19 protein-coding genes and 2 pseudogenes are annotated in these 21961 nt (G+C 52.5%); 10 read left to right on the forward strand and 11 right to left on the reverse strand.

The window, feature by feature from the left end; all coding sequences use genetic code 11:
• Positions 1 to 77 precede the first annotated feature (77 nt).
• Together ACZRKO_RS07590 and ACZRKO_RS07595 are read left to right on the forward strand one after the other, a co-directional pair.
• On the forward strand, positions 78 to 2147 hold the full coding sequence (locus ACZRKO_RS07590; RefSeq protein ID WP_463736605.1) for a carbon starvation CstA family protein: 2070 nt from the start codon (positions 78 to 80) through the stop codon (positions 2145 to 2147).
• Complete coding sequence (locus tag ACZRKO_RS07595; RefSeq protein ID WP_463736606.1) at positions 2137 to 2442, forward strand: YbdD/YjiX family protein; 306 nt, start codon at positions 2137 to 2139, stop codon at positions 2440 to 2442. Before ACZRKO_RS07590 ends, ACZRKO_RS07595 begins: the two co-directional genes overlap by 11 nt.
• A 293-nt stretch (positions 2443 to 2735) precedes the next feature.
• On the opposite strand, the gene kdgT is transcribed toward ACZRKO_RS07595, so the two are convergent.
• Both kdgT and fsa read right to left on the reverse strand, forming a co-directional pair.
• Positions 2736 to 3734 (reverse strand): 2-keto-3-deoxygluconate transporter, encoded by a 999-nt coding sequence (kdgT, locus tag ACZRKO_RS07600; RefSeq protein ID WP_463736607.1) that lies wholly within the window; start codon positions 3732 to 3734, stop codon positions 2736 to 2738.
• A gap of 316 nt (positions 3735 to 4050) precedes the next feature.
• Positions 4051 to 4716, reverse strand: coding sequence for a fructose-6-phosphate aldolase (fsa, locus tag ACZRKO_RS07605; protein WP_463736608.1), 666 nt, complete (start codon positions 4714 to 4716; stop codon positions 4051 to 4053).
• A gap of 234 nt (positions 4717 to 4950) precedes the next feature.
• Between fsa and ACZRKO_RS07610 the strand changes: the two are divergent.
• From ACZRKO_RS07610 to ACZRKO_RS07620, 3 genes and pseudogenes are all read left to right on the forward strand, one after another.
• Positions 4951 to 5168: pseudogene (locus ACZRKO_RS07610) on the forward strand (glycyl-radical enzyme activating protein); the annotation flags it as partial.
• A 158-nt stretch (positions 5169 to 5326) separates the two neighbouring features.
• A pseudogene (locus ACZRKO_RS07615) lies at positions 5327 to 5437 on the forward strand (hypothetical protein); the annotation flags it as partial.
• Between the two features lie 49 nt (positions 5438 to 5486).
• Positions 5487 to 6233 (forward strand): DeoR family transcriptional regulator, encoded by a 747-nt coding sequence (locus ACZRKO_RS07620; protein WP_463736609.1) that lies wholly within the window; start codon positions 5487 to 5489, stop codon positions 6231 to 6233.
• A 17-nt stretch (positions 6234 to 6250) separates the two neighbouring features.
• Here the strand turns inward: ACZRKO_RS07620 and araD are convergent, their stop codons facing one another.
• Complete coding sequence (gene araD, locus ACZRKO_RS07625) at positions 6251 to 6946, reverse strand: L-ribulose-5-phosphate 4-epimerase (RefSeq protein ID WP_463736610.1); 696 nt, start codon at positions 6944 to 6946, stop codon at positions 6251 to 6253.
• 342 nt (positions 6947 to 7288) lie between these two features.
• Between araD and osmB the strand changes: the two genes are divergently transcribed.
• Entirely contained in the window at positions 7289 to 7516 is a 228-nt protein-coding gene (gene osmB / locus ACZRKO_RS07630; protein WP_463737502.1) for an osmotically-inducible lipoprotein OsmB, read from the forward strand.
• A 212-nt stretch (positions 7517 to 7728) separates the two neighbouring features.
• Here osmB and yciH read toward each other — a convergent pair whose 3' ends face one another.
• Positions 7729 to 8058 (reverse strand): stress response translation initiation inhibitor YciH, encoded by a 330-nt coding sequence (yciH, locus tag ACZRKO_RS07635; RefSeq protein WP_463736611.1) that lies wholly within the window; start codon positions 8056 to 8058, stop codon positions 7729 to 7731.
• Entirely contained in the window at positions 8055 to 8798 is a 744-nt protein-coding gene (gene pyrF, locus ACZRKO_RS07640; RefSeq protein WP_463736612.1) for an orotidine-5'-phosphate decarboxylase, read from the reverse strand. The genes yciH and pyrF overlap by 4 nt, the downstream gene beginning before the upstream one ends.
• Positions 8799 to 8989: 191 nt before the next feature.
• Between pyrF and ACZRKO_RS07645 the strand changes: the two genes are divergently transcribed.
• Entirely contained in the window at positions 8990 to 9271 is a 282-nt protein-coding gene (locus ACZRKO_RS07645) for an Arc family DNA-binding protein (protein ID WP_463736613.1), read from the forward strand.
• 181 nt (positions 9272 to 9452) lie between these two features.
• Here ACZRKO_RS07645 and lapB read toward each other — a convergent pair whose 3' ends face one another.
• The 3 genes from lapB to pgpB form a co-directional block, all read right to left on the reverse strand.
• Positions 9453 to 10622 (reverse strand): lipopolysaccharide assembly protein LapB, encoded by a 1170-nt coding sequence (gene lapB / locus ACZRKO_RS07650; RefSeq protein ID WP_463736614.1) that lies wholly within the window; start codon positions 10620 to 10622, stop codon positions 9453 to 9455.
• 6 nt (positions 10623 to 10628) lie between these two features.
• The gene (locus ACZRKO_RS07655; protein WP_463737503.1) at positions 10629 to 10940 is read right to left on the reverse strand and encodes a LapA family protein; all 312 of its coding nucleotides are present in this window, start codon (positions 10938 to 10940) and stop codon (positions 10629 to 10631) included.
• Between the two features lie 254 nt (positions 10941 to 11194).
• The gene (pgpB, locus tag ACZRKO_RS07660; RefSeq protein ID WP_463736615.1) at positions 11195 to 11965 is read right to left on the reverse strand and encodes a phosphatidylglycerophosphatase B; all 771 of its coding nucleotides are present in this window, start codon (positions 11963 to 11965) and stop codon (positions 11195 to 11197) included.
• Positions 11966 to 12258: 293 nt separating this feature from the next.
• Between pgpB and ribA the strand changes: the two genes are divergently transcribed.
• On the forward strand, positions 12259 to 12849 hold the full coding sequence (gene ribA / locus ACZRKO_RS07665) for a GTP cyclohydrolase II (RefSeq protein WP_463736616.1): 591 nt from the start codon (positions 12259 to 12261) through the stop codon (positions 12847 to 12849).
• Between the two features lie 81 nt (positions 12850 to 12930).
• Here the strand turns inward: ribA and acnA are convergent, their stop codons facing one another.
• From acnA to topA, 3 genes are all read right to left on the reverse strand, one after another.
• Positions 12931 to 15606 carry an aconitate hydratase AcnA gene (gene acnA / locus ACZRKO_RS07670; RefSeq protein WP_463736617.1) on the reverse strand — a complete coding sequence of 892 codons (2676 nt, stop codon included), beginning with the start codon at positions 15604 to 15606 and terminating at the stop codon, positions 12931 to 12933.
• A 388-nt stretch (positions 15607 to 15994) separates the two neighbouring features.
• The gene (gene cysB, locus ACZRKO_RS07675) at positions 15995 to 16969 is read right to left on the reverse strand and encodes an HTH-type transcriptional regulator CysB (protein WP_463736618.1); all 975 of its coding nucleotides are present in this window, start codon (positions 16967 to 16969) and stop codon (positions 15995 to 15997) included.
• A gap of 357 nt (positions 16970 to 17326) precedes the next feature.
• A complete protein-coding gene (gene topA, locus ACZRKO_RS07680; protein WP_463736619.1) occupies positions 17327 to 19924 on the reverse strand; it encodes a type I DNA topoisomerase in 2598 nt (865 codons plus the stop codon).
• A gap of 438 nt (positions 19925 to 20362) precedes the next feature.
• Between topA and ACZRKO_RS07685 the strand changes: the two genes are divergently transcribed.
• Both ACZRKO_RS07685 and ACZRKO_RS07690 read left to right on the forward strand, forming a co-directional pair.
• Positions 20363 to 20614 carry a YciN family protein gene (locus ACZRKO_RS07685; protein ID WP_463736620.1) on the forward strand — a complete coding sequence of 84 codons (252 nt, stop codon included), beginning with the start codon at positions 20363 to 20365 and terminating at the stop codon, positions 20612 to 20614.
• A 161-nt stretch (positions 20615 to 20775) separates the two neighbouring features.
• Positions 20776 to 21951, forward strand: coding sequence for an IS4 family transposase (locus ACZRKO_RS07690; RefSeq protein WP_463736621.1), 1176 nt, complete (start codon positions 20776 to 20778; stop codon positions 21949 to 21951).
• The last annotated feature ends 10 nt before the right edge of the window (positions 21952 to 21961 follow it).

Below are 21961 nucleotides of genomic sequence, written 5' to 3' on the forward strand. Positions count from 1 at the left end.
TAAACAGTAATTTAACATCTAAAAAACATATTAACTGCCGTTTTGCCGCAGGCCATTTACTCAAGGAGTAGTAAAACATGAAAAACGTCAAGTCCGGGATCGCTTGGCTGGTAGTGGCGTTAGCCGGGGCTTTCGCCTTCGGCATGCTGGCGCTTAGTCGTGGCGAGCACATCAACGCCGTATGGCTGGTGGTCGCTGCCCTCGCCTGTTACAGCATCGCCTACCGTTTCTACAGCGTTTTTATTGCTGAAAAAGTCTTCGAACTTGATGACCGCCGCATGACCCCCGCCGAGCGCCACAACGACGGTCTTGACTACGTGCCGACCAACAAATGGGTGTTGTTTGGTCACCATTTTGCCGCGATTGCCGGTGCAGGGCCGCTGGTCGGGCCGATTCTGGCGGCGCAGATGGGCTTCCTGCCGGGAACGATCTGGATTTTAGTCGGGGTGATGCTGGCGGGTGCGGTACAGGATTTCCTGATCCTGTTTATCTCAACTCGCCGCGATGGCCGTTCCCTCGGTGAAATGGCCAAGCAGGAGTTAGGCAGTTTTGCCGGTGTGGTCACTATGTTAGGCGCGCTCGGCGTGATGATTATCATTCTGTCCGCTCTGGCGCTGGTAGTGGTCAAAGCGCTGGCCGACAGCCCGTGGGGCCTGTTTACCATTGCGGCGACCATTCCTATCGCGCTGTTTATGGGCATCTACATGCGTTTTCTGCGTCCGGGTAAAATTGCGGAAGTCTCAGTCATCGGGTTCGTACTGATGATGCTGGCGATTATTTACGGCGGCAACGTGGCGGCCGACCCGTTCTGGGGGCCGATTTTCACCCTGCACGGCACCACGCTGACCTGGGTGCTGGTGATCTACGGTTTTATCGCCTCGGTATTGCCGGTCTGGCTGCTGCTGGCCCCGCGTGATTACCTTTCCACCTTCCTGAAAATTGGCGTGATTGCGGGGCTGGCTGTCGGCATCGTATTTGCCATGCCGGAAATGAAAATGCCTGCGGTGACGAAGTTTATCGACGGCAGCGGTCCGGTGTTCTCCGGCGGCCTGTTCCCGTTCTTGTTTATTACCATCGCCTGCGGTTCCATCTCCGGCTTCCACGCGCTGGTCTCCAGCGGCACGACGCCGAAATTGATTGAGCGTGAAAGCCATATCCGTTTCATCGGCTACGGTGCGATGCTGATGGAGTCTTTCGTCGCTATCATGGCGATGATTTGCGCCTCGGTCATCGATCCCGGCGTCTATTTCGCCATGAACTCACCGGCGGCGCTGATTGGCACCACCGTAGAAAGTGCCTCACAGGTGATCAATACCTGGGGCTTCGTTGTCACGCCGGATATCCTGACGCAAATCGCCAAAGACGTCGGCGAGCACTCAATTCTGTCCCGCGCCGGTGGCGCTCCGACCTTCGCAGTTGGCATGGCGCACATCATCACCGAAGTCTTTAACAGCCGCGCCATGATGGCCTTCTGGTATCACTTCGCCATTCTGTTTGAAGCCCTGTTTATCCTGACTGCCGTCGATGCCGGTACCCGCGCATGCCGGTTTATGGTGCAGGATCTGGTGGGTGTCGCAGTGCCATCGCTTGCCAATAACCGCTCTTGGATAGGCACCATCGCCGGAACCACCGTGGCCGTCGCGGGTTGGGGCTTCTTTGTTTATCAGGGTGTCGTCGACCCGCTGGGTGGCATCAACACGTTGTGGCCGCTGTTCGGTATTGGTAATCAGATGCTGGCATCGATGGCGCTGATTCTGGGTACCGTTGTACTGTTCAAAATGAAGAAACAGCGTTACGCCTGGGTGACAATTTTGCCGACCATCTGGCTGTTTATTACCTCGATGACCGCGGGCTGGCAAAAGATTTTCCACGAAAAGCCGTCGATCGGTTTTCTGGCGCAGGCGAAGAAATTCTCCGCAGGCATCGACAGCGGTGAAATTATCAAACCGGCCAAAACGCTGGCCGATATGCATACTATTGTGCTGAGCAATCAAATCAATGCCGCCCTTTGCGCCTTCTTCATGCTGGTGGCGGTCACTATGCTGGTATCTTCGTTCTTCGTTATCCGCCGCGCGCTGAAGTCAGCTACGCCGACGGTGCACGAAACCGCCGTTGTTCAGCGCCGGGAGGCTCGTCATGTCGGATAACCGCCTGATATTTACCCCGCGTCTGCCAGGCGCTCTGGTCATCACCCGCTGCCAGCCGCTGTTTGTGGTCGAACCCAAACCGCACAACGTGGCGCAGTGGCTAAAACTCATCGCCCGGCGCACCGCGCAAAGCTTCCGGCTGATGGTCGGCGTGCAGGATTACGGCAACTATGTTACTCACTTCCGCGTCCGCCACCCGCACGGCACCCCGCTCTCGGAGCGGGATTTTCACCGGCGATGTCTTGAGGCGAGATTTCCAAGTGAGGGAGGGAAAATGGGGAAATGTCCGTGCTGAGGGTGGGCGGGTTGCGACCCGCTCTCGCTTTTTAAATTCAAATTCAAGGTCGTGGGCCTGCTGCCCACACCCGCTCAGAAGGCGGCGAAGGCACCGCCTAAGCGGCTTGCGGCTATAACGGAATTACCTGAAACACGTCCGTTCCAACTTGCGCAGCAACAGAGTGAATAAAACGCGGGATTGGTAAGGGGATTCGTTTAAATCCCCTTACCCCGGTGTGGGCCGGCGCCCACGACCTTGAAGTTGAATTTGAATTTGAATTCAAAGGCAAACCGGCTGCCTGTAGCCCGAACCTACTTAATTCGCGCCATCTGGTCATCCATGGTGACCTTCCCGCTAATCGCTTTATTGCGGGCCCTCCGCGCCCACATCGCGGTAATGATCGGTACCAGTATTGAGGTAACAATCACGGACGTGGCGACCAGCGCGGTGGCGGCCGGTGCGGCGGCCTTAAACTGCGGGACCATTTCGGCGATGAGTACCGGTGTGGCAACTGCGGCACCAGCAGAGCTGGAGGCCGCGATACCGGCGGTTCCGTCTCCGCCACCGATAAATTTATCGGCCAGCATCAGCGGAATACCCGTCACGATGATCACTGCAACGCCGAGTGCAATGCCGAGCAAACCTGTTTGTGCAATCACGGCCAGATTGATGGTATTACCCAGCGCAAAGGCGAAGAACGGGATCAGGGTCTGTACGGCTTTGCCGAAGAATTCGCGCAATTCTGGGTCAAAGTTACCAAGGGCAAAACCCACCAGGAAAGGCAAGACGGCACCAATGAAAACGTGAGGTTCAAAGGAGGCAATGCCGGCGGTGCCAAGGATAATCATGGTCATCAATGGGCCGGATTCAAGCGACATCAGCACAAACGCCCCCGCTTCTTCCTTCGTGCCGTATTGCTGCATGATGGAGGCATACAGACCGCCGTTGGTCATGTCCATTGAGGCCACCAGCGCCAGCGTTGACAGCCCGGCGAAGAAGCCAAATTCGACACCGTTTTCCGGAATGAAATGTGATGCCAGTGCCGCCACTACCCAGGCCACGGCGATTTTGGTGACCACCAGCGTGCCGGATTTACGTAACACAGTTCCGGTAGCGCTGAGTTTGATCGAGGCACCCATGCAGAAGAACCACACGGCTAAAATTGGTACCGTGCCGGAGATCAGTCCGTTGGTGAATGAGCCAAAATACTTGCCTGAATCCGGCGCAAAAGTGTGGCAAATCGCCCCGATAAATAACGGTACCAACATCATCCCACCGGGGATTTTTTCTATCGCACGTTTGATATGCATCTTATGTCCACCTGATCATTATGTTCGCTCTCAGAGACCGTGAATCAGGCTCTGGAGGCTGTTGTTATGTTGAATAATGACTACGTAAAGTGCCGTTCCAGGTTGGCATGAGTGCTGAAGTTCTCTGATAAACAAACTCAGTGGACGCTAAGGTATCTATTTGCTTGCTGTATGAAAGTGATCCAACACATAAAAATGAAACGATGTTTCTATTTTATAGATCATCAGTTTTGATTAAGCTCATGCGGGCATAAAAAAACCCGCGACAGGCAACCTGCGCGGGCTTATGAAGATGTTGAAGGCAGTATTGAGAATACTAGTTCAGTGAGCGGGTACCAAACGCCTGCTCCCAGTCCTGGTCAAACTGCGCCACGGCGGCACTCACGGCCGGGGTGCCCAGGAACTGTTCAGCCACATCGACCGGTAACGTGATGGACTGACACCCCGCCAGCAGGCAATCGACGGCCTGACGCGGCGTGCGGAAACTGGCGGCCAGCACTTTTGAACCCGTTGCGTGCAAGCGCAGCAGCGTTTGCAGTTCCGTTACCATCGCAATGCCATCACCGCCCTGTGCGTCTAATCGGTTGACGTAAGGCGCCACGTATTCTGCCCCCGCCAGCGCCGAAAGCAGGCCCTGACCTGCGCCGTATACCGCCGTACCTAGCGTCGGGATATTCATCAGCTTCAGTTTTTTTATCGCGGCCAGCCCTTCTGCCGTCACCGGCACTTTGACCACCAGACCCGGCACACGCTGGCTCAGCAGGACCGCTTCGGCCACCATCTGTTCGGCGTCCGCCGCCATCACCTGCGCAAAGAGCTTACCCGTACCGCCAAGTGCATCACGTAGTGCGGGCAGCACTTCCCACAGCGATTTGCGCTCTTTAGCCACGATACTCGGATTGGTCGTTACACCCTGCAACGGCAGAATGCGCGACAGACGTTTTACTGCGCTGACATCAGCGGTGTCGAGATACAACTCCATAACTCTCTCCTTGAAACCTGTGAGCGAATGCAAAGTATCGAAGAGTTTACCGCTTAAGGCGGTACTTTTGTTGATCGTCAACAAAAATAGTTTCGAATGAAATCCATTTTATTACGAAAGTAAAATATGGTGGTTGTTTAATCCCAGGAGCAGCCCATGATCTTCAATATACAGCGTTATTCAACCCATGACGGCCCCGGTGAAGCACGTTGATGAAGAACCGTTTAATTGCCTGACCGCGCTTCGGTTCAGGCCATCGTTGACATTGCAGCAGGTGAAACCGGCTGTCAGGAAATTCATTTTCTGCCCTCTCACACGCTGGGTATTAATAAGTATGACCTGCTTGACCAACCCTATCTGGCACCTCGCCAGCCGCTGAGTGGTCCGATTTGCTGACGTTTGCGCAAGACTACGCTACCGAAAAGGGGCTGACTGCCCTGCTAAGAGGATAACGATAATGACTCAGTTAACACTGGAAAAACTCTCTGATTGCATCAAGGCACACAAAGAGGTTCTGATCCATATCGTCAAACCGCCTGTCTGTAACGAGCGCGCGCCGCGCCGATTTTCCCGGAATACATCGTCGGGCGGATTGAAACAGAAGACGCTTCAGAACTACCGCGACCTCGTTGCGCGCGTAGCCGGGTATTCCGCCTTCTTTACGGCCTTATCGCCGGAAGCGCAGGATGATATCATCGCCCGCACCGAGCACTCGCTCTAACTTTTCTAACATCACGGGCAACCTTTGTTGCCCGCAGTTTCGGATAATCATGAACGACAGACAGCAGATCATTTTGCAATGGGTCAACGACAAGCAGCGCATCAGCGTAAATGAGCTGGCGCAGGTGTGTCAGGTTTCAGAAGTGACCATCCGTCATGACCTCACTCTGTTGGAGCAGCGTAACTATTTACGCCGCGTGCACGGTTTCGCCGTGGCGGTAAACACGGATGACGTCGACCAACGAATGATGTCCAATTTCGGCCGTAAGCAGCAGTTAGCAAAGTTTGCCGCCTCGCTGATTCATGATGGGGAAACGGTGTTTTTCGAAAGTGGCAGCAGCGTGGCCTTGCTAGCCCAGTATCTCAGCGACAAAAAGAACCTGACGGTGGTTACCGTCAGCAGCTATGTCGCCACGTTGCTTAAAAGTATGCCGTGTGATGTGATTTTATTGGGCGGCATGTACCAGAAAGCCAGCCAGACGCTGGTTGGCCCGCTGACCCGCCTGTGCCTGCAACAGGTCAATTTCAGCAAGGCGTTTATCGGTATTGACGGGTTTACCGCAGAGACCGGGTTCACCGGCCGCGATATGCTGCGCGCGGATATCATCAACGCCGTGATGGCGAAAGGCGTGGAAAACGTTGTACTTACCGACTCCAGTAAATTCGGCCAGATCACCGGTCATCCGCTAGGCCCGGTCAGTGCGGTATCGCGCGTGATAACCGACGACCAGTTGGCACAAACTTTTCACACACAGCTGGTCAATGCGGGGATCACCGTCAACGCCGTGAGCCAATGATCTTTACTACGGCAAAATTACTGGCCGTAGTAAGCATTTTTACCGTGTTTGCGCAGGAAATGTTTATCCAGTAACTGTGGCTGCATATCGGCAAGATCCGGCGTCAGCTGGCGGGAGAAGATCCCCATGTAAGCCACTTCCTCCAGCACTACCGCGTTATGCACTGCCGTTTCCGCATCTTTTCCCCAGGCAAAAGGACCGTGAGAGTGCACCAGTACCGCAGGCACGTCGCGGGCTGACAGCTGCCGCTCGGCAAAAGTTTTGACAATGACCTCTCCGGTTTCCCACTCATATCGCCCGGCGATTTCTGCGTCCGTCATTTTTCGTGTGCAGGGAATGTTGCCATAGAAGTAGTCAGCGTGCGTTGTCCCCCACGCCGGAATGTCTTTCCCCGCCTGTGCCCACACAGTGGCATGGCGCGAATGGGTATGCACAATACCGCCTGCGTCAGGGAAATTGAGGTACAGCACGCGATGGGTATCGGTATCAGACGAGGGTTTTTTTCTGCCCTCCACCACGTTCCCGGTTTCAAGTTCGACGACCACCATGTCATCGAGCTGCATATGTTCGTATTCCACACCGGAAGGTTTGATCACCATCAGCCCCTGCTGGCGGTCAACGGCACTGACGTTCCCCCAGGTAAATGTCACCAGATGGTGTTTTGGCAGCGCCAGATTGGCGTGCAGAACCTGTTCTTTAAGTTGCCTGAGCATAAGAGATCCCTGAATGGCTATAGTTTCTCTTATTCTCTGGTTGGAACCGTCTGGCAGGTATGGGGCAAATGGCTAAAGAGTACGTAAGGTTCTGCTGCAACCGTAAGTTTGCCGGATGAAGCGGTGGATACTTCAGCGGGAAGATAGCCGCATGAGGCTTTTGTGCTATAAAGCGCGCCCATAAAAGTGAATTAAGACTATTCACCTAGTGAATGAATGAGAATTTCACTACTTTTATTCCACCGGGTGGATGTTGCGCCCGGAATAAAGGTGAATTAACGGTTGTTACCTATACTTATACGTGGGTATGAGAGCTAATCGTTCTTAAGGAGAATTACCATGATGTCATTTTCAAGTTGTACATCGAAACGTATTGCCAGTGTTGCATTGATTCTGACTCTCGCGATGTCTGTCACTGCCTGTGGAAACTGGTCTAAACGCGACCGTAATACCGCGATTGGTGCGGGTGCCGGTGCTTTGGGTGGCGCAGTTCTGACTGATGGCAGCACGCTGGGTACATTAGGCGGCGCGGCAGTCGGTGGGATTGTCGGGCATCAGGTAAGCAAATAGAGACTGAAAGACAGTAAATAGAATAAAGGTTAACAACTAAAAACAGGTTATTGGCACAACTTTCAGGTCTTCTTTTTATTTGTCATCCTCTGAGACGACAAACCGGTTATTAAAAAATGCTGCTTCGATGAGAAAGCAGCATTTTTTTACTTATTTTTAAGAACAGAACGTTTCAGGTCCGAATGCTTCAGGCTACAAGTGGGCCGGAAGGATCACCCTCCAGCCAGCTTCACCTTAAAACTTTTCTCTTCTAAAAGCTGTTTGAGTAAATCACGCTTGTCGCCCTGAATTTCAATCACCCCCTCTTTGACCGAACCGCCGCATCCACACTTCTTTTTAAGCTCTGCAGCCAGTTTGTCGAGTGCCGCGTCATCGAGGTCCAGCCCGGAAATCAGGCATACGCCCTTGCCTTTTCGTCCGCTGGTCTGACGCTGAATACGCACAACGCCATCGCCTTTCGGACGTTCAGCTTTGGCTTTCGGCTCATCAATCCGGCCTGAATCGGTGGAGTAAACCAGGCGGCTGTTGCTGTCATTTTTCATTTTATTTCGCCTAAACGCAGAGACGCGTGGATATCACGCAGGGTTTGTGCGGGATCGGCTGACTGGGTAATAGGACGGCCAATGACCATGTAATCCACACCGGCGGCCAGTGCTTCCTGCGGCGTCATCACGCGGCGCTGGTCATCGGCTTTGCTGCCTGCCGGGCGGATCCCCGGCGTGACCAGTTTGAAATCCTTCCCGAGTGCCGTTTTAAAACGCGTGGATTCCTGTGCGGAACAGACAACCCCATCCAGGCCGCAGTCGCGGGTCAGGCGCGCCAGACGTTCGGCGTAGTCAGCCGGTGAAAGCTGAATGCCTAAATCGGCCAGATCGCTGCCTTCCATGCTGGTCAGCACGGTAACGGCAATCAGTAACGGGGCATCGGCACCGAAGGGGCTCAGCGCCTCTTTAGCCGCCACCATCATGCGTGCCCCGCCGCTGGCATGCACGTTGACCATCCATACGCCCAGATCGGCGGCAGCGGCAACGGCGTGGGCGGTGGTGTTGGGGATATCGTGGAATTTCAGATCCAGAAAGACCTCAAAACCGCGCGACTGCAGATCTTTGACAATTTGCGGGCCGAAGTGGGTAAACATCTCTTTGCCGACTTTCAGACGGCAATCGCGCGGGTCGATGCGGTCGGCAAACGCCAGTGCGGCAGATTTATCGGCGTAGTCGAGGGCGACAACAATCGGTGATGAGTTCAAGTCATTGTTATGGATGATATTTTCAGACTTCATTTCGTCAACCTCTTGTCAGTATTCAGGGAAGATAGCAGCACGGCATTTTCTGCCGCCCGCATTTTACCTGTCATCTGCCGTAAATCCCAGTCGCGCGTAATGTTACATTTTTGTGAATTTTTTATGAAGCTCTGGACGGCGTCATAATCGTGGCATAGGTTGGAGTTTTAGGCTGAAGGAAATAGAGCAAAATGAGCGAGATAACGACCCTGACCATCAAGATCCCTGTCGAATTAAAAGAACAGATCCGTGCCGCTGCGGCTGAAGCCGGCCATTCATTAAGCGCCGAAGCCGGTGCCCGTCTTGAGCAAAGTTTTACTCATAAAGGGAAGAAAAGCGCCAAAGCCACTGAACACGATATCGACAATCAACACACCAACGAAATTATCGAAGAAGCCCTGACCCAGAAAGAGATTAAAAAGCTGCGCACGCTGCTGCTTTCTGTGCGTAAAACGATCAGTAAGAAGAAGTAGTTTCTGCTTTCCCGATCCTTTTATTGTCAAAGGATCCTCAAAAGCATCCGGATTGTATCAAGGCGGCAACCGAACGAATCCCCAGGCGCTGATTTATATCAGTGACTGGGGTGAGACATAGGGACGGCCGAATGACTAAAGGCAGCCAACACAGAGACAACCCGAAGGATGAAGAGGAAGATCACTGGCCATCGAGGCCGCGGATAGGTTTGACCGTCGCCCACGCCCGGCAGGACGGACAATGCCAGTAAAGGGAGTGCGCAGTAAAGCCGCACTTATGGCAACGGTAACGCGGTTTGGTACGGATCTGCTCGCCAACCATGTCGCGTAACAGCATCAGACTCTCTTTCGCACGTCCTTCTTCCGCATCCGCCAGATGGTAGTCCATCAGGTGATGGAATACGCGCATGGTGGGATGGCGCTGTAACTGGCGGTTCATATAGACCTGTGCCACTTCGCGACCTTCGGCCGCCTGAATAATTTCAGCCAACATCAGCTCGGAGCTGGCACCGGTATTTTCATCCACACAGCGTTTGAGAAATTCACTCCAGGCCTGCGGTTCGCCGAGATGCTGATAACAATCTTGCAGCATCGGCAAGGTTTCGCTGACCACTTCTTTGTCTTGTTCAAGCACGCGTTTCAACACATCGGCTGCTTTGCCGTATTCGCCCTGCGCCATCAGGATACGGCCCTGCATAATGGAAACACGGGCGCAGAGTTTGTCGGCCGACGCGGCTTTCTTCAACAAGCCGGTGGCTTTATCCAGATCATCAGAGGCCATCGCCTGCAGTGCCAGCTCACACCAAAAATGGGCGATCTCTTTACGGCGATTGTCTTTACCCAGTTTCACCAGACGTTCGGCGACATCAATCGCGTTCTGCCAGTCGCTGGTTGCCTGATGAATAACAAGCAGTTGTTCAAGGGCAAATAGTTGGTAATCCTGCTCTTTCACTAGCTGATTAAACATATCTTCGGCGCGGTCATACAGGCCGGCGGCCATGTAGTCACGACCCAATTGCTGAACGGCCAACAGACGCTGCTCAAAGGTCAGCGAGGCGCTCTCCATCAGTGACTGATGAATACGGATGGCACGGTCAACTTCACCACGGGAACGGAACAGATTGCCCAGCGTCAGGTGAGCCTCGACGGTGCTGCTGTCCTCTTTAAGCATTTCGAGGAACAGATCGACGGCTTTATCCTGCTGGTTTGACAGCAAAAAGTTAACGCCCGCCACGTATTCACGCGACAGGCGGTTGGCGTTTTCCTGTTTATCCTGCTGAGAACTTCTGCGCCCCATGTACCAGCCATAGGCGGCCGCAACGGGCAACAACAGAAACAGCAGCTCTAACATAAAGGATTATTCCTTGCTAACAGCGGAAGGCGCGACGGGGGTAACCACCACCGGTACGGGTGCGATCTGTTGTTCCAGGCGCTTAATTTTACGCTGAGCACGTCCAAGCGAAAGGCGGACGCGCAAATAGAACAAACCACAAATGACCCAGCCCAGCACAAAGCCGGTGGCGAACAGCACAGCAAGCAGCGTGGAAACACGATAATCGCCCTGCGCTAGCAAATAATTGAAGGTAACTACCTGATCGTTATGGGCGCCGAGGGTAATGGAGATGACCACAACGACCAGCACGAGCAAAAAAATTAGCAAATATTTCACATTCATTCCTGTAATGCCGGGTGTACCGGATGAATTATGCCAAAAACTCACGTCCTGACCTAATAAGTTAGCATTTCCACACAAAGCATGGAAATGCTCAGAACGGATAAAACGCACTTCACAGAAAGTTCGGACAAATACGCCACGAAGCCTATTTAAATTCACCGTCAAAGCCCAATCTGATAGGCCAGCGTAGAAGATATGGGGATGATGGCCTTCATTTAAAAGGGCATCTGTCCCGGTTGTCAGTGCAACTATTTGGTCTCTTGTGTCTCACGCGCTGCAATTTCGCGCTTTTCTGCCGGTGGCGGCGTCAGCGGACCAATGAAGCGCTCGGTCAGCCAGCAGGAGAGCATCACCAGTATGGCGCTAATCCCTACCGATGCCATTAAATCACGCGGCCAGTGCATCCCGAGCATCAGACGGCTGCCCATGACGATCACCGCCCAGCTCATCATGAAAATGACGGTTTTAAAGTGGCGGCGTGGCCACAAGATGCCCAGCGCCAGCAGCGCCCAGGTGGCCGCAAACATCGTGTGCCCAGACGGGAAGGCATAGCCGGTGTCGTTCTGCCAGCTTTTCTTCAGCCAATGTGGCAGGTCGGCATCATCGCCCAACAGCGCTTTCACCTCTTTGCCCCGCTCCTTGCCTTTCATTGCGTAGAACTGAATCACATCCATTTGATGAGAAGTCCCCAGCCAGGCCACATAAGGCCGCGGCTCTTTGACTTCCCCTTTGATAACATCTTTCACGTACTGGCCCACCACAATGGAGGCCGCCAGAATGACCACCAGCACTGCCGCCGCTTTGAGACGAAACCGCAGGCACCACAAAAACCAGGCGCACAGAATGATTGTCGTGAGAATTCCCCAGGGCTCGCTGACCGTTTCAGTGACCCAAAATAACGGTCGCAAGATTGACGGATTCAGTCCAGGAGTCCACAGCCAGCCACTGGTCCAGACGATAGCGGGCATAGCCAGCAGAATGACGGTGCCCAAAATGACACGCCTGACAATGTGATACATAGGCATCCTTACACAGCCAAAGAGTCGAAGTGTAGCAACCTTATTAACCCTTAACATCCCATAACAAACTCTTATTTTTACAGATGTTATAATTCATAAGTTATGACGTAATTGTTCAAATATTCCCGCTAAGCGCCCGCCTGATTTGTGGCAGAATAATCATCAGCCTGTTGCAAACTCGTATCACCTCGGGATTTCTGCTGGTCAATCCGGGCATCTGGACGTAGGATGCGCAACAACGAATAAAATACTGAACGTTAATAAACACAGATGAAGAGTATTTGGAGCATAAAATGCAGCTGAAACGAGTGGCAGAAGCAAAACTGCCCACACCATGGGGTGATTTCCTGATGGTGGGTTTTGAAGAACTGGCAACAGGTCACGATCATCTGGCTTTAGTTTTCGGTGATATCACTGGCGAGACGCCGGTCCTTGCGCGTGTGCATTCCGAGTGCCTGACAGGTGATGCGTTATTCAGCCTGCGTTGTGACTGCGGTTTCCAGCTGGAAGCGGCGCTCAATCACATTGCTGAAGAGGGCCGTGGGATCCTGATGTATCACCGTCAGGAAGGCCGCAATATCGGTCTGCTGAATAAAATCCGCGCCTACGCATTGCAGGACAAGGGCTATGACACCGTCGAAGCCAACCACCAGCTGGGTTTCGCCGCCGATGAGCGCGACTTCACCCTGTGTGCTGATATGTTTAAGCTGCTGGGTGTGCCTGCGGTACGGCTGTTAACTAACAATCCGAAGAAAGTCGAGATCCTCACCGAAGCCGGGATTAATATTGTCGAACGCGTTCCGCTTATCGTCGGCAAGAACCCGAAAAATGAGCGCTATTTGGCAACCAAAGCTGCCAAGATGGGCCATATGCTCGACCAGTAACGTTTCCCGATAACGACGAAAGGCACCGATAAGGGTGCCTTTTTTTATGTCTTCATTGCATCTGTCACGGCATTTTGCGGATCACAGCATTTTGCGGATCACATAGTGCAGAATGCCGCCGTTTTCGAAGTACGTCAGTTCATTACCGGTATCGATACGGCTGCGGGCATTGACGATTTCGGTATGTCCGTCAGCAAAAGTAATGTGAACAGGCACCGTCTGGCCCGGTTTTAGCGTCTGCATACCGCTGACGCTGATGGTTTCATCACCGGTCAGTTTCAGCGTTTTACGCGTCACGCCCTGCGGGAACTCCAGCGGCAGGATGCCCATTCCGATCAGATTCGAACGGTGAATTCGCTCGAACGATTCGGCAATCACTACCCGTACGCCCAGCAGACGCGGCCCTTTCGCCGCCCAGTCACGGCTGGAACCTGAACCGTACTCTTTACCGGCAATCACCGCCGTCGGCACACTCTCGTGCTGATAACGCATCGCCGCGTCGTAAATGGCCAACGGTTCCTGAGACGGAATATGGCGGGTAAAGCCCCCTTCGACGCCCGGCACCATTTCATTTCGAATACGAATATTGGCGAAAGTACCGCGCATCATCACTTCATGATTACCACGACGCGAACCATAGGAGTTAAAGGACTTCGGCTCGACACCGTGCTGCGTCAGATAACGCCCGGCCGGGCTGTCGGCTTTAATGTTCCCTGCCGGAGAGATGTGGTCGGTGGTCACGGAATCGGCCAGTATCGCCAGAATGCGGGCATCTTTGATGTCCTCAACGGCATCGGGCTCAACTTTCATGTCGCTGAAGAACGGCGGATGGCGGATGTAGGTGGAGTCTTCCTGCCAGGTGTAAGTCGGCGTACCATCGACCTTGATGGTCTGCCAGTTAGCATCACCGTTGAAGACTTCGGCATACTCCCGATGGAACATGTCGGTTTTGACCTGTTCAACGGCTTTGGCAATCTCGTTCGACGTCGGCCAGATATCTTTCAGGTAAACCGGATTGCCGTTTTTATCTTCCCCGAGCGGGTCGTGCGTCAGGTCCACTTTCATGTTACCGGCCAGCGCGTAGGCCACCACCAGCGGCGGCGAAGCCAGCCAGTTGGTTTTGATCAGCGGATGAATACGTCCTTCGAAGTTACGGTTCCCCGAAAGCACCGCCCCGACAGTCAGGTCACCCTCTTTGATCGCGGCTTCGATAGGGTCCGCCAGCGGGCCGGAGTTACCGATGCAGGTCGTACAGCCGTAACCTACCAGGTTAAAGCCCAACTTTTCCAGATACGGCATCAGCCCGGCGGCGTTGAGATACTCGGTCACTACTTTAGAGCCCGGTGCCAGCGAGGTCTTCACCCAGGGTTTACTGGTCAGCCCTTTCTCTGCGGCATTCTTGGCCAGCAGACCGGCCGCCATCAGTACGCTCGGGTTAGAGGTGTTAGTACAAGAGGTGATCGCGGCAATGACCACCGCGCCGGTGGTCAGTTGCAGATGCTGACCATTTAGCGTGAAACTTTCTGACTGCGTCTGTTTGCCTTTCGCATTGCCAATTTCAAGTTCCGTAGCGGCGTTAAAGGCTTTCGGTACGTTTGGCAGCGCCACGCGGTCCTGCGGACGTTTTGGCCCGGCCAGACTGGATTCCACCAGTGCCATGTTCAGTTCAAGCGAACTGGTAAAGACCGGCTCGTCGCCCTCATGACGCCACAGCCCCTGTGCGCGGCTGTAAGCTTCCACCAGCGCGATTTGCTCGTCGCTGCGCCCGCTGAGTTTCATATAACTGAGTGTGACTTCATCCACCGGGAAGAAGCCGCAGGTGGCACCAAATTCCGGAGACATATTGGCGATAGTTGCGCGGTCAGCGAGCGGTAAGTCGGCCAGACCGTCACCATAAAATTCGACGAACTTGCCCACTACACCATGTTTACGCAGCATCTGTGTCACTGTCAGGACCAGATCGGTAGCAGTAATACCCTCGCCCAGTTTCCCGGTCAGTTTAAAACCCACCACGTCGGGGATCAGCATCGATACCGGCTGACCGAGCATGGCCGCTTCGGCTTCAATGCCGCCCACGCCCCAGCCCAGAATGCCAAGGCCGTTAATCATGGTGGTATGCGAATCGGTACCGACTAAGGTGTCAGGATAGGCGACAGTTTTGCCATCAATCTCTTCATGCCATACCGTCTGCCCGAGATATTCAAGGTTAACCTGATGGCAAATCCCGGTGCCGGGCGGCACCACGCGGAACCGGTTAAAGGCTTTTTGCCCCCAGCGCAGGAAAATATAGCGCTCATGATTACGCTCCATTTCCAGACGGACGTTCTCGTCAAAAGCCTGGTCGTCACCGTATTCATCGACGGTGACCGAGTGGTCAATGACCAGATCGACGGGGGTCAGCGGGTTAACCTGCTCGACGTTACCCCCCAGACGCTTCACCGCCTGACGCATCGCGGCGAGGTCAACCACCGCCGGTACGCCGGTGAAATCCTGCATCAGAACGCGGGCAGGTCGGTAGGCAATTTCGCGATCGGCATGGCCGGTTTTCTGCCACTCGACCAGCGCACGCAGGTCGTCTTCAGTGACAGTGTCACCGTCAATGTTGCGCAGCAGGTTTTCGAGCAGGACTTTGAGGGATTTAGGCAGACGTTGAATGTCACCCAGCGTTTGCGCCGCTTTGGGCAGGCTGTAGTAGTGATATTCCTTATCGAGGGCTGCCAGCTTATCCTGACTAATCTTTCGAAGATCGGACGACATAGCTTCTCCTTTTTTACCTGTCATCCTTCAAGCTGCCTTTGCGTTGGCTGCCTTCATTCACCCTCTCACTTACAACAGTAAGCTTCCGGGGCTTCACTCCGTTGCCGCCTTAATGCAACTTGAATGATTTAAGGTAAATAACATTGGCTTAATAATGCTCAGCGCAGCGCTGGTTATGTTTATCGACGTTCACAGATTTCTTGCCGAATAACCCGCTGGCTTATAAGTGCTTATACAAACATAACACAAAATATGAGTAACATTTTGATAACAACACGAAGTGTTCATCAGGTTGAATCTTTGTTGAGGAAGGTGGCGGGCAACGCAAAAAAAATCCCGACCGCCGTTAAGGCCGATCGGGATTTCACTGTTGCACGGGTAGAGTCTGCTACTTCACCGGCAGTTTGATGTCTTTAAACATCGCTTCGATATCTTCATTTGAACGCAGTGCAACGGCGGTATCCACCACGTCACGCGTCAGGTGCGGCGCAAAACGCTGAATAAAGTCATACATGTAACTTCTCAGGAACGTGCTGCGGCGAAAACCAATCTTGGTAGTGCTGTAGGTGAAGATATCACGGGCGTCCACCGTGACCAGATCAGGATCCTGCACCGGATCAACCGCCATGCTGGCGATAACGCCAACACCCAGACCGAGACGAACGTAGGTTTTGATGACGTCTGCATCGGTCGCGGTAAACACAATGCGTGGCGTCAGACCGGCACGGTTGAAGGCGGTATCCAGCTCAGAACGGCCGGTAAAGCCGAAGGTATAAGTGACAATCGGATAGGCCGCCAGCTCTTCAATCGTCACTTTATCTTTGCCCGCCAGCGGGTGATCGGGCTGAACCACAACGGCGCGGTTCCAGTGATAACACGGCAGCATGATGAGGTCGTCATAGAGGTGCAGCGCTTCGGTGGCGATGGCGAAGTCCGCATTGCCCTTTGAAACCGCCTCAGCGATTTGCGTAGGCGATCCCTGATGCATGTGCAGGGAAACACGCGGATAACGCTCTATGAAGCCTTTGATGACGTTTGGAAGCGCATAACGCGCTTGCGTATGGGTGGTCGCCACGTAGAGCGAACCTTTGTCCGGGTAAGTATGCTCACCGGCAACCGCTTTAATGGCGTCTACTTTCGACAGCACTTCACGGGCGATGCGGATGATTTCCAGCCCGGCGGGTGTTACCTGAGTCAGGTGCTTGCCGCTGCGCGCAAAAATCTGGATTCCCAGTTCGTCTTCCAGCATTCGGACTTGCTTACTGATGCCCGGTTGCGAGGTATACAGGCCTTCTGCCGTCGAGGAGACGTTCAGATTGTGATTAACAACCTCTACGATGTAGCGCAGTTGCTGTAATTTCATATCTCATACCATCCTAGTTTCAAACCCTGTCAGCCATCCCTGTTCGCCAAGCGGCTGAAAGGTCTGGAAATAGATTGTCTTTTTCTCCTTTATGCCAATTAACATCCCTGCCCGGAACGCCTTACAGAGTGCTCGGTAATAATTTAAAAGCATAAAAAGAGATTTTATATAACAATTATATCAATTATTGACACATTGTATAGTCGGTTGATGGCCTGCTGACGACGTGAATAGAGAATAAAAATAGCTTAAGTACCAAAATGCTTATAACGCAGCGATAATAGATCTTATTGCAATAAAAAAACCAGCCCGATGAGCTGGTTTTTAGAGGTATACCGTCTGCGTAAAACAGTCTGGTTACTTTTTGCCTTCGACCCATTTGCCATCAACGTAGAACGCTGACCAGCCGGTGGCTTTGCCGTCTTTCTCCGAAGAGACATACTGCTGCTTAGTCTTACGACTAAAGCGAACCATCGATTTATTACCTTCAGGGTCGGCTGGCGGTGCATCAGCCAGATAGCTGAGTTTTTCCGGCAGGCGGTCTTTAAAGCGGGCTAGTTCTTCCACTAACGGTGCACGGGTTTCGCGCGATTTAGGGAAAGTATTGGCTGCCAGGAAGACGCCCGCTGCGCCATCACGCAAAACAAAGTATGCATCTGATTTTTCGCACGGTAACTCAGGTAACGGCACCGGATCTTCTTTCGGTGGCGCGACATCGCCGTTGCGTAAAATCTTACGGGTATTCTTACACTCGTCGTTGGTACACCCCATGTACTTACCGAAACGGCCCATTTTCAGGTGCATTTCAGAACCACATTTTTCGCACTCAACAATCGGGCCGTCATAGCCTTTGATGCGGAATTCGCCCTGCTCGATTTCGTAGCCATCACACTCCGGGTTATTACCGCAGACGTGCAACTTACGCTGGTTGTCGATTAGATAGCTGTCCATCGCGGTGCCACATTTGCCACAGCGGCGTTTGGCTCGCAGCGCATTAGCTTCTGCTTCATCACCTTCCAGAATATTGAGCACTTCGGCGTCAGCAATCAGGTTGATGGTGGTTTTGCAGCGCTCTTTTGGCGGCAACGCATAACCGGAGCAACCGAGGAACACGCCGGTGCTGGCGGTACGGATACCCATCGGGCGGCCGCACGTCGGGCACTCAATGCTGGTCAGGACCATCTGATTTGGGCGCATACCGCCCTCTTCAGGATCTTTCTCGGCCGTTTCCAACTGCTTGCTGAATTCCGTGAAGAACTCATCCAGCACGGCTTTCCACTCCGCCTTGTTGTTAGCGACCTGATCGAGGCCATCTTCCATACGGGCGGTAAAATCGTAGTTCATCAGTTCGCGGAAATTATCTTCCAGACGGTCGGTGACGATCTCACCCATCTTCTCGGCGTAAAAGCGACGGTTTTCCACGTGAACATAGCCGCGGTCCTGAATAGTCGAAATGATCGACGCATAAGTGGACGGACGGCCGATGCCGCGTTTTTCCAGTTCTTTAACCAGCGACGCTTCGCTGAAACGCGCTGGCGGTTTGGTAAAGTGCTGGGTAGGCAGTAACTGTTGCAGTTTCAATTCAGTACCGACTTCAATCACCGGCAACACGCGATCTTCATCGCCTTTACGCAGCGCTGGCATGACCTTGGTCCAGCCGTCGAAACGTAAGGTGCGGCCTTTGGCGCGCAGCGAGTAATCGGCTGCTTTTACCGTCAGCGTGGTGGAATCGTACTGCGCTGGTGTCATCTGGCAGGCCACAAATTGGCGCCAAATAAGCTGGTACAGACGCTGCGCGTCGGCTTCCATGTCTTTCAGTTGTTCGGAAACGACAGCCACGTCAGAAGGACGAATCGCTTCGTGCGCTTCCTGAGAATTTTCTTTGTTGCTGTACTGCAACGGCGCTTTCGGCAGATATTTGTCACCGAAGTTTTCACCGATGTAGCCACGGACCATTTCCACGGCATCCTGGCTCAAGTTGGTGGAGTCGGTACGCATGTAGGTGATATGACCGGCTTCGTACAGACGCTGCGCCATCATCATGGTTTTCTTCACACCAAAGCTCAGACGCGTACTGGCCGCCTGCTGCAATGTGGAAGTAATAAAAGGTGCACCCGGCTTGCTGCTGGTCGGTTTGTCTTCGCGATCCACCACGGTGTAGCGCGCTTTTTCAAGCAACGACACGGCAGCATGGGTTTGTTCTTTATTGACCGGTTTGAACGGTTTTTCGAGGTGGTGCGTCACTTCCATTTGCAGCGCGGTATCTTTGTGCGCCAGCAAATCGGCATGCAGCTCCCAGTACTCTTCGGGCACAAACGCTTTAATCTCTTTTTCGCGCTCAACCACCAGACGCACTGCCACGGACTGAACACGACCAGCGGACAAGCCGCGGGCAATTTTCTTCCACAACAGCGGGGATACCATGTAACCCACCACGCGGTCCATAAAGCGACGCGCCTGCTGGGCATTTACACGATCAATATTCAGTTCGCCAGGTTGCTTGAACGCGTTCTGAATCGCGTTCTTGGTGATTTCGTTAAACACCACGCGGCTGAAGCGTTTTTCATCACCCCCGATCACTTCCCGCAAATGCCAGGCTATCGCCTCTCCTTCGCGGTCAAGGTCGGTTGCGAGATAGATGTGGTCGGCTTTTTCGGCTAAGGCTTTTAACTCAGCGACGACTTTCTCTTTACCCGGCAGTATTTCGTATTGCGCTTCCCAACCGTGATAGGGGTCAACACCCATGCGGTTAACCAGTGCCGTTTTCTCATCCTTTTTTACTTTTTTCTTTGTTTTTTCTTCAGGTGAGGTGGCGGCTTTTTTGCTGGCAGAACCACTAGTAGGCAAATCGCGGATATGACCGACGCTGGACTTAACCACGTAGTCATTTCCTAAATACTTATTAATCGTTTTGGCTTTTGCCGGGGACTCAACTATTACGAGAGCTTTGCCCATAATTACCTTTTACCTAATTTATTCTTCTGCTGAAGAAGATTTTAACTTGTTATGCCGCGGCACAATGTAACGTCTTTTTTTATATTGCGGCAGTGAGTCAGGAGGTCAACACTTTTTTTAAAATCGACACTCAAACTGACTTCCAGAAGCACAATTAACTGATTTTGCGCGAGTTTAGCGGGCAAACTCAAACACTGTAATACATTTCAGGATGACAATAAGTGACCATGCGTAAACAAAACATTCCACCTGAAGCCACAAAATCCCACACTCTACCTGATAAAAATCGCCACGCAACTTAATTAGCACGTAATTCTTCTTTTCGCCAATGCGGTCAAAATACACACAATTAAGATTTTGTTTAACCTTAGCGGATTTGCGGTTTTATCCATGGCGGGATTACAATATCGCCAGCAATTATAGTTGGGAGTAAATAACATGCACGGAAATACATCGGCAATTAGTCGTGAAGCTTTACTGACCGAAGCGAATAAAGTCATTCGCGAACATGGCGATTATCTGCATGGAATGGTCGCCACCGGGGTTGAACAGAAAGGAAATGTGCTGGTTTTTCGCGGGGAATTTTTTCTCGATGACAACGGACTGCCAACGCTGAAAACCACTGCGGTGTTTAATATGTTTAAACATTTGGCACATCTCTTTTCAGAAAAATACCATCTGGCTGATTAAGTGTTTTTAGCCGGCTATTCCGGGATAATAAAAGAAGCGTTACCCCCGATTCAGGGGCAATAAAAAAGGGACAATTGTCCTGAGGGCTCCCCATAAATAAAGACAGGCATAGAAGGTTGTGATCTACTTAGTGTTCCACCAAAAAGTAAGATCTCCCCTCTATGCCTGCTTCTCAACTTTGCCACAGATTCTTTAGTCAGTCCCTCCGTTCGATACATCAGTATCGCAAAAACACTCTGCTAGATATGACCGTTGCATTGACTCGCGGCGCTTCTCTTTCCCTCACCAGTATCGGCAGATTTCTGCCCGGAACAGCGCGCGTTAAACACAAGATCAAGCGTGTCGATACGCATCTCAACAACGATTTGATGTTTAAGGATATTCCTGCTATTTATCAGCAACTGGTTTCCCGCCTGACTCACAGTCTTCCATTTTGTGTCATTGCAGTTGACTGGAGTGGTTATCCGTCAGCGGAACTCAGTGTGCTGCGGGCAAGCCTGCTATGTGATGGCAGAGCCATCCCGCTGATGAGTAAAGTTATTTCCTCCCGCTTTCAGAACAACTCCACCGTTCAGAACGACTTTCTTGAGCAGATGGCTGCCGCTATCGGCAATGATAAACAGGTCATCATCGTGACAGATGGCGGATTTCGCAGCAGCTGGTTCCATCATATTCGTTCTCTGGGCTGGCATTTTGTCGGACGCGTAAGGGGAAGCCTATATTTTCAGATAACCGGTGGCGAAGAGTGGCAGATGGCACGGGATATTGCTTCAACAACAAAGCCAACCTATCTGGGCTTTGGCCGCCTGGCACGTAACACTAGCCGGGATTGTCTGGGGCATTTTTATACAGTGCATAAGCGAGCGACGGGCAGAAAAGGCAACCAGTGTTACCCCAAAACGAACAAGATGTATCGTAAGAATGCACAGGAACCGTGGCTAATTTTTACCCGTCTGATGGGTTATAAACCACGGGAAATAATCAAGGCTTACAGTCGTCGAATGCAAATAGAACAGAACTTCCGGGATGAAAAAAGTGAGCGTTATGGTCTGGGACTGCGGGCAAGTAAAAGCCGGGGAGAAAAGCGGATTTCGGTACTGTGCCTGGTTGCAACGCTCTACAGTATCGTTATGTGGATGACAGGTTATTACCTTGAAAAGAAAGGGGTAAATTGTTGGTTTCAGGCGAACAGTATTAAATCGAGAAGGGTGTTGTCGTATCTGACACTGAGTAAAAACGTTATACAACAATCACCGGGAATACTGTCGGGGATGAACCCCGACAGTATTTATGAAGAAATGGCGAGGGCTTACCGAGACATCATCATGGTCTACTGATGATATTTCT

This window comes from Ewingella sp. C233 (assembly GCF_055407225.1).

Coding starts and splice junctions, on each gene's coding strand:
- ACZRKO_RS07590 (WP_463736605.1), top strand. CDS start 78: ATGAAAAACGTCAAGTCCGGGATCGCTTGGCTGGTAGTGGCGTTAGCC.
- ACZRKO_RS07595 (WP_463736606.1), top strand. CDS start 2,137: ATGTCGGATAACCGCCTGATATTTACCCCGCGTCTGCCAGGCGCTCTG.
- kdgT (WP_463736607.1), bottom strand. CDS start 3,734: ATGCATATCAAACGTGCGATAGAAAAAATCCCCGGTGGGATGATGTTG.
- fsa (WP_463736608.1), bottom strand. CDS start 4,716: ATGGAGTTGTATCTCGACACCGCTGATGTCAGCGCAGTAAAACGTCTG.
- ACZRKO_RS07620 (WP_463736609.1), top strand. CDS start 5,487: ATGAACGACAGACAGCAGATCATTTTGCAATGGGTCAACGACAAGCAG.
- araD (WP_463736610.1), bottom strand. CDS start 6,946: ATGCTCAGGCAACTTAAAGAACAGGTTCTGCACGCCAATCTGGCGCTG.
- osmB (WP_463737502.1), top strand. CDS start 7,289: ATGTCATTTTCAAGTTGTACATCGAAACGTATTGCCAGTGTTGCATTG.
- yciH (WP_463736611.1), bottom strand. CDS start 8,058: ATGAAAAATGACAGCAACAGCCGCCTGGTTTACTCCACCGATTCAGGC.
- pyrF (WP_463736612.1), bottom strand. CDS start 8,798: ATGAAGTCTGAAAATATCATCCATAACAATGACTTGAACTCATCACCG.
- ACZRKO_RS07645 (WP_463736613.1), top strand. CDS start 8,990: ATGAGCGAGATAACGACCCTGACCATCAAGATCCCTGTCGAATTAAAA.
- lapB (WP_463736614.1), bottom strand. CDS start 10,622: ATGTTAGAGCTGCTGTTTCTGTTGTTGCCCGTTGCGGCCGCCTATGGC.
- pgpB (WP_463736615.1), bottom strand. CDS start 11,965: ATGTATCACATTGTCAGGCGTGTCATTTTGGGCACCGTCATTCTGCTG.
- ribA (WP_463736616.1), top strand. CDS start 12,259: ATGCAGCTGAAACGAGTGGCAGAAGCAAAACTGCCCACACCATGGGGT.
- acnA (WP_463736617.1), bottom strand. CDS start 15,606: ATGTCGTCCGATCTTCGAAAGATTAGTCAGGATAAGCTGGCAGCCCTC.
- cysB (WP_463736618.1), bottom strand. CDS start 16,969: ATGAAATTACAGCAACTGCGCTACATCGTAGAGGTTGTTAATCACAAT.
- topA (WP_463736619.1), bottom strand. CDS start 19,924: ATGGGCAAAGCTCTCGTAATAGTTGAGTCCCCGGCAAAAGCCAAAACG.
- ACZRKO_RS07685 (WP_463736620.1), top strand. CDS start 20,363: ATGCACGGAAATACATCGGCAATTAGTCGTGAAGCTTTACTGACCGAA.
- ACZRKO_RS07690 (WP_463736621.1), top strand. CDS start 20,776: ATGCCTGCTTCTCAACTTTGCCACAGATTCTTTAGTCAGTCCCTCCGT.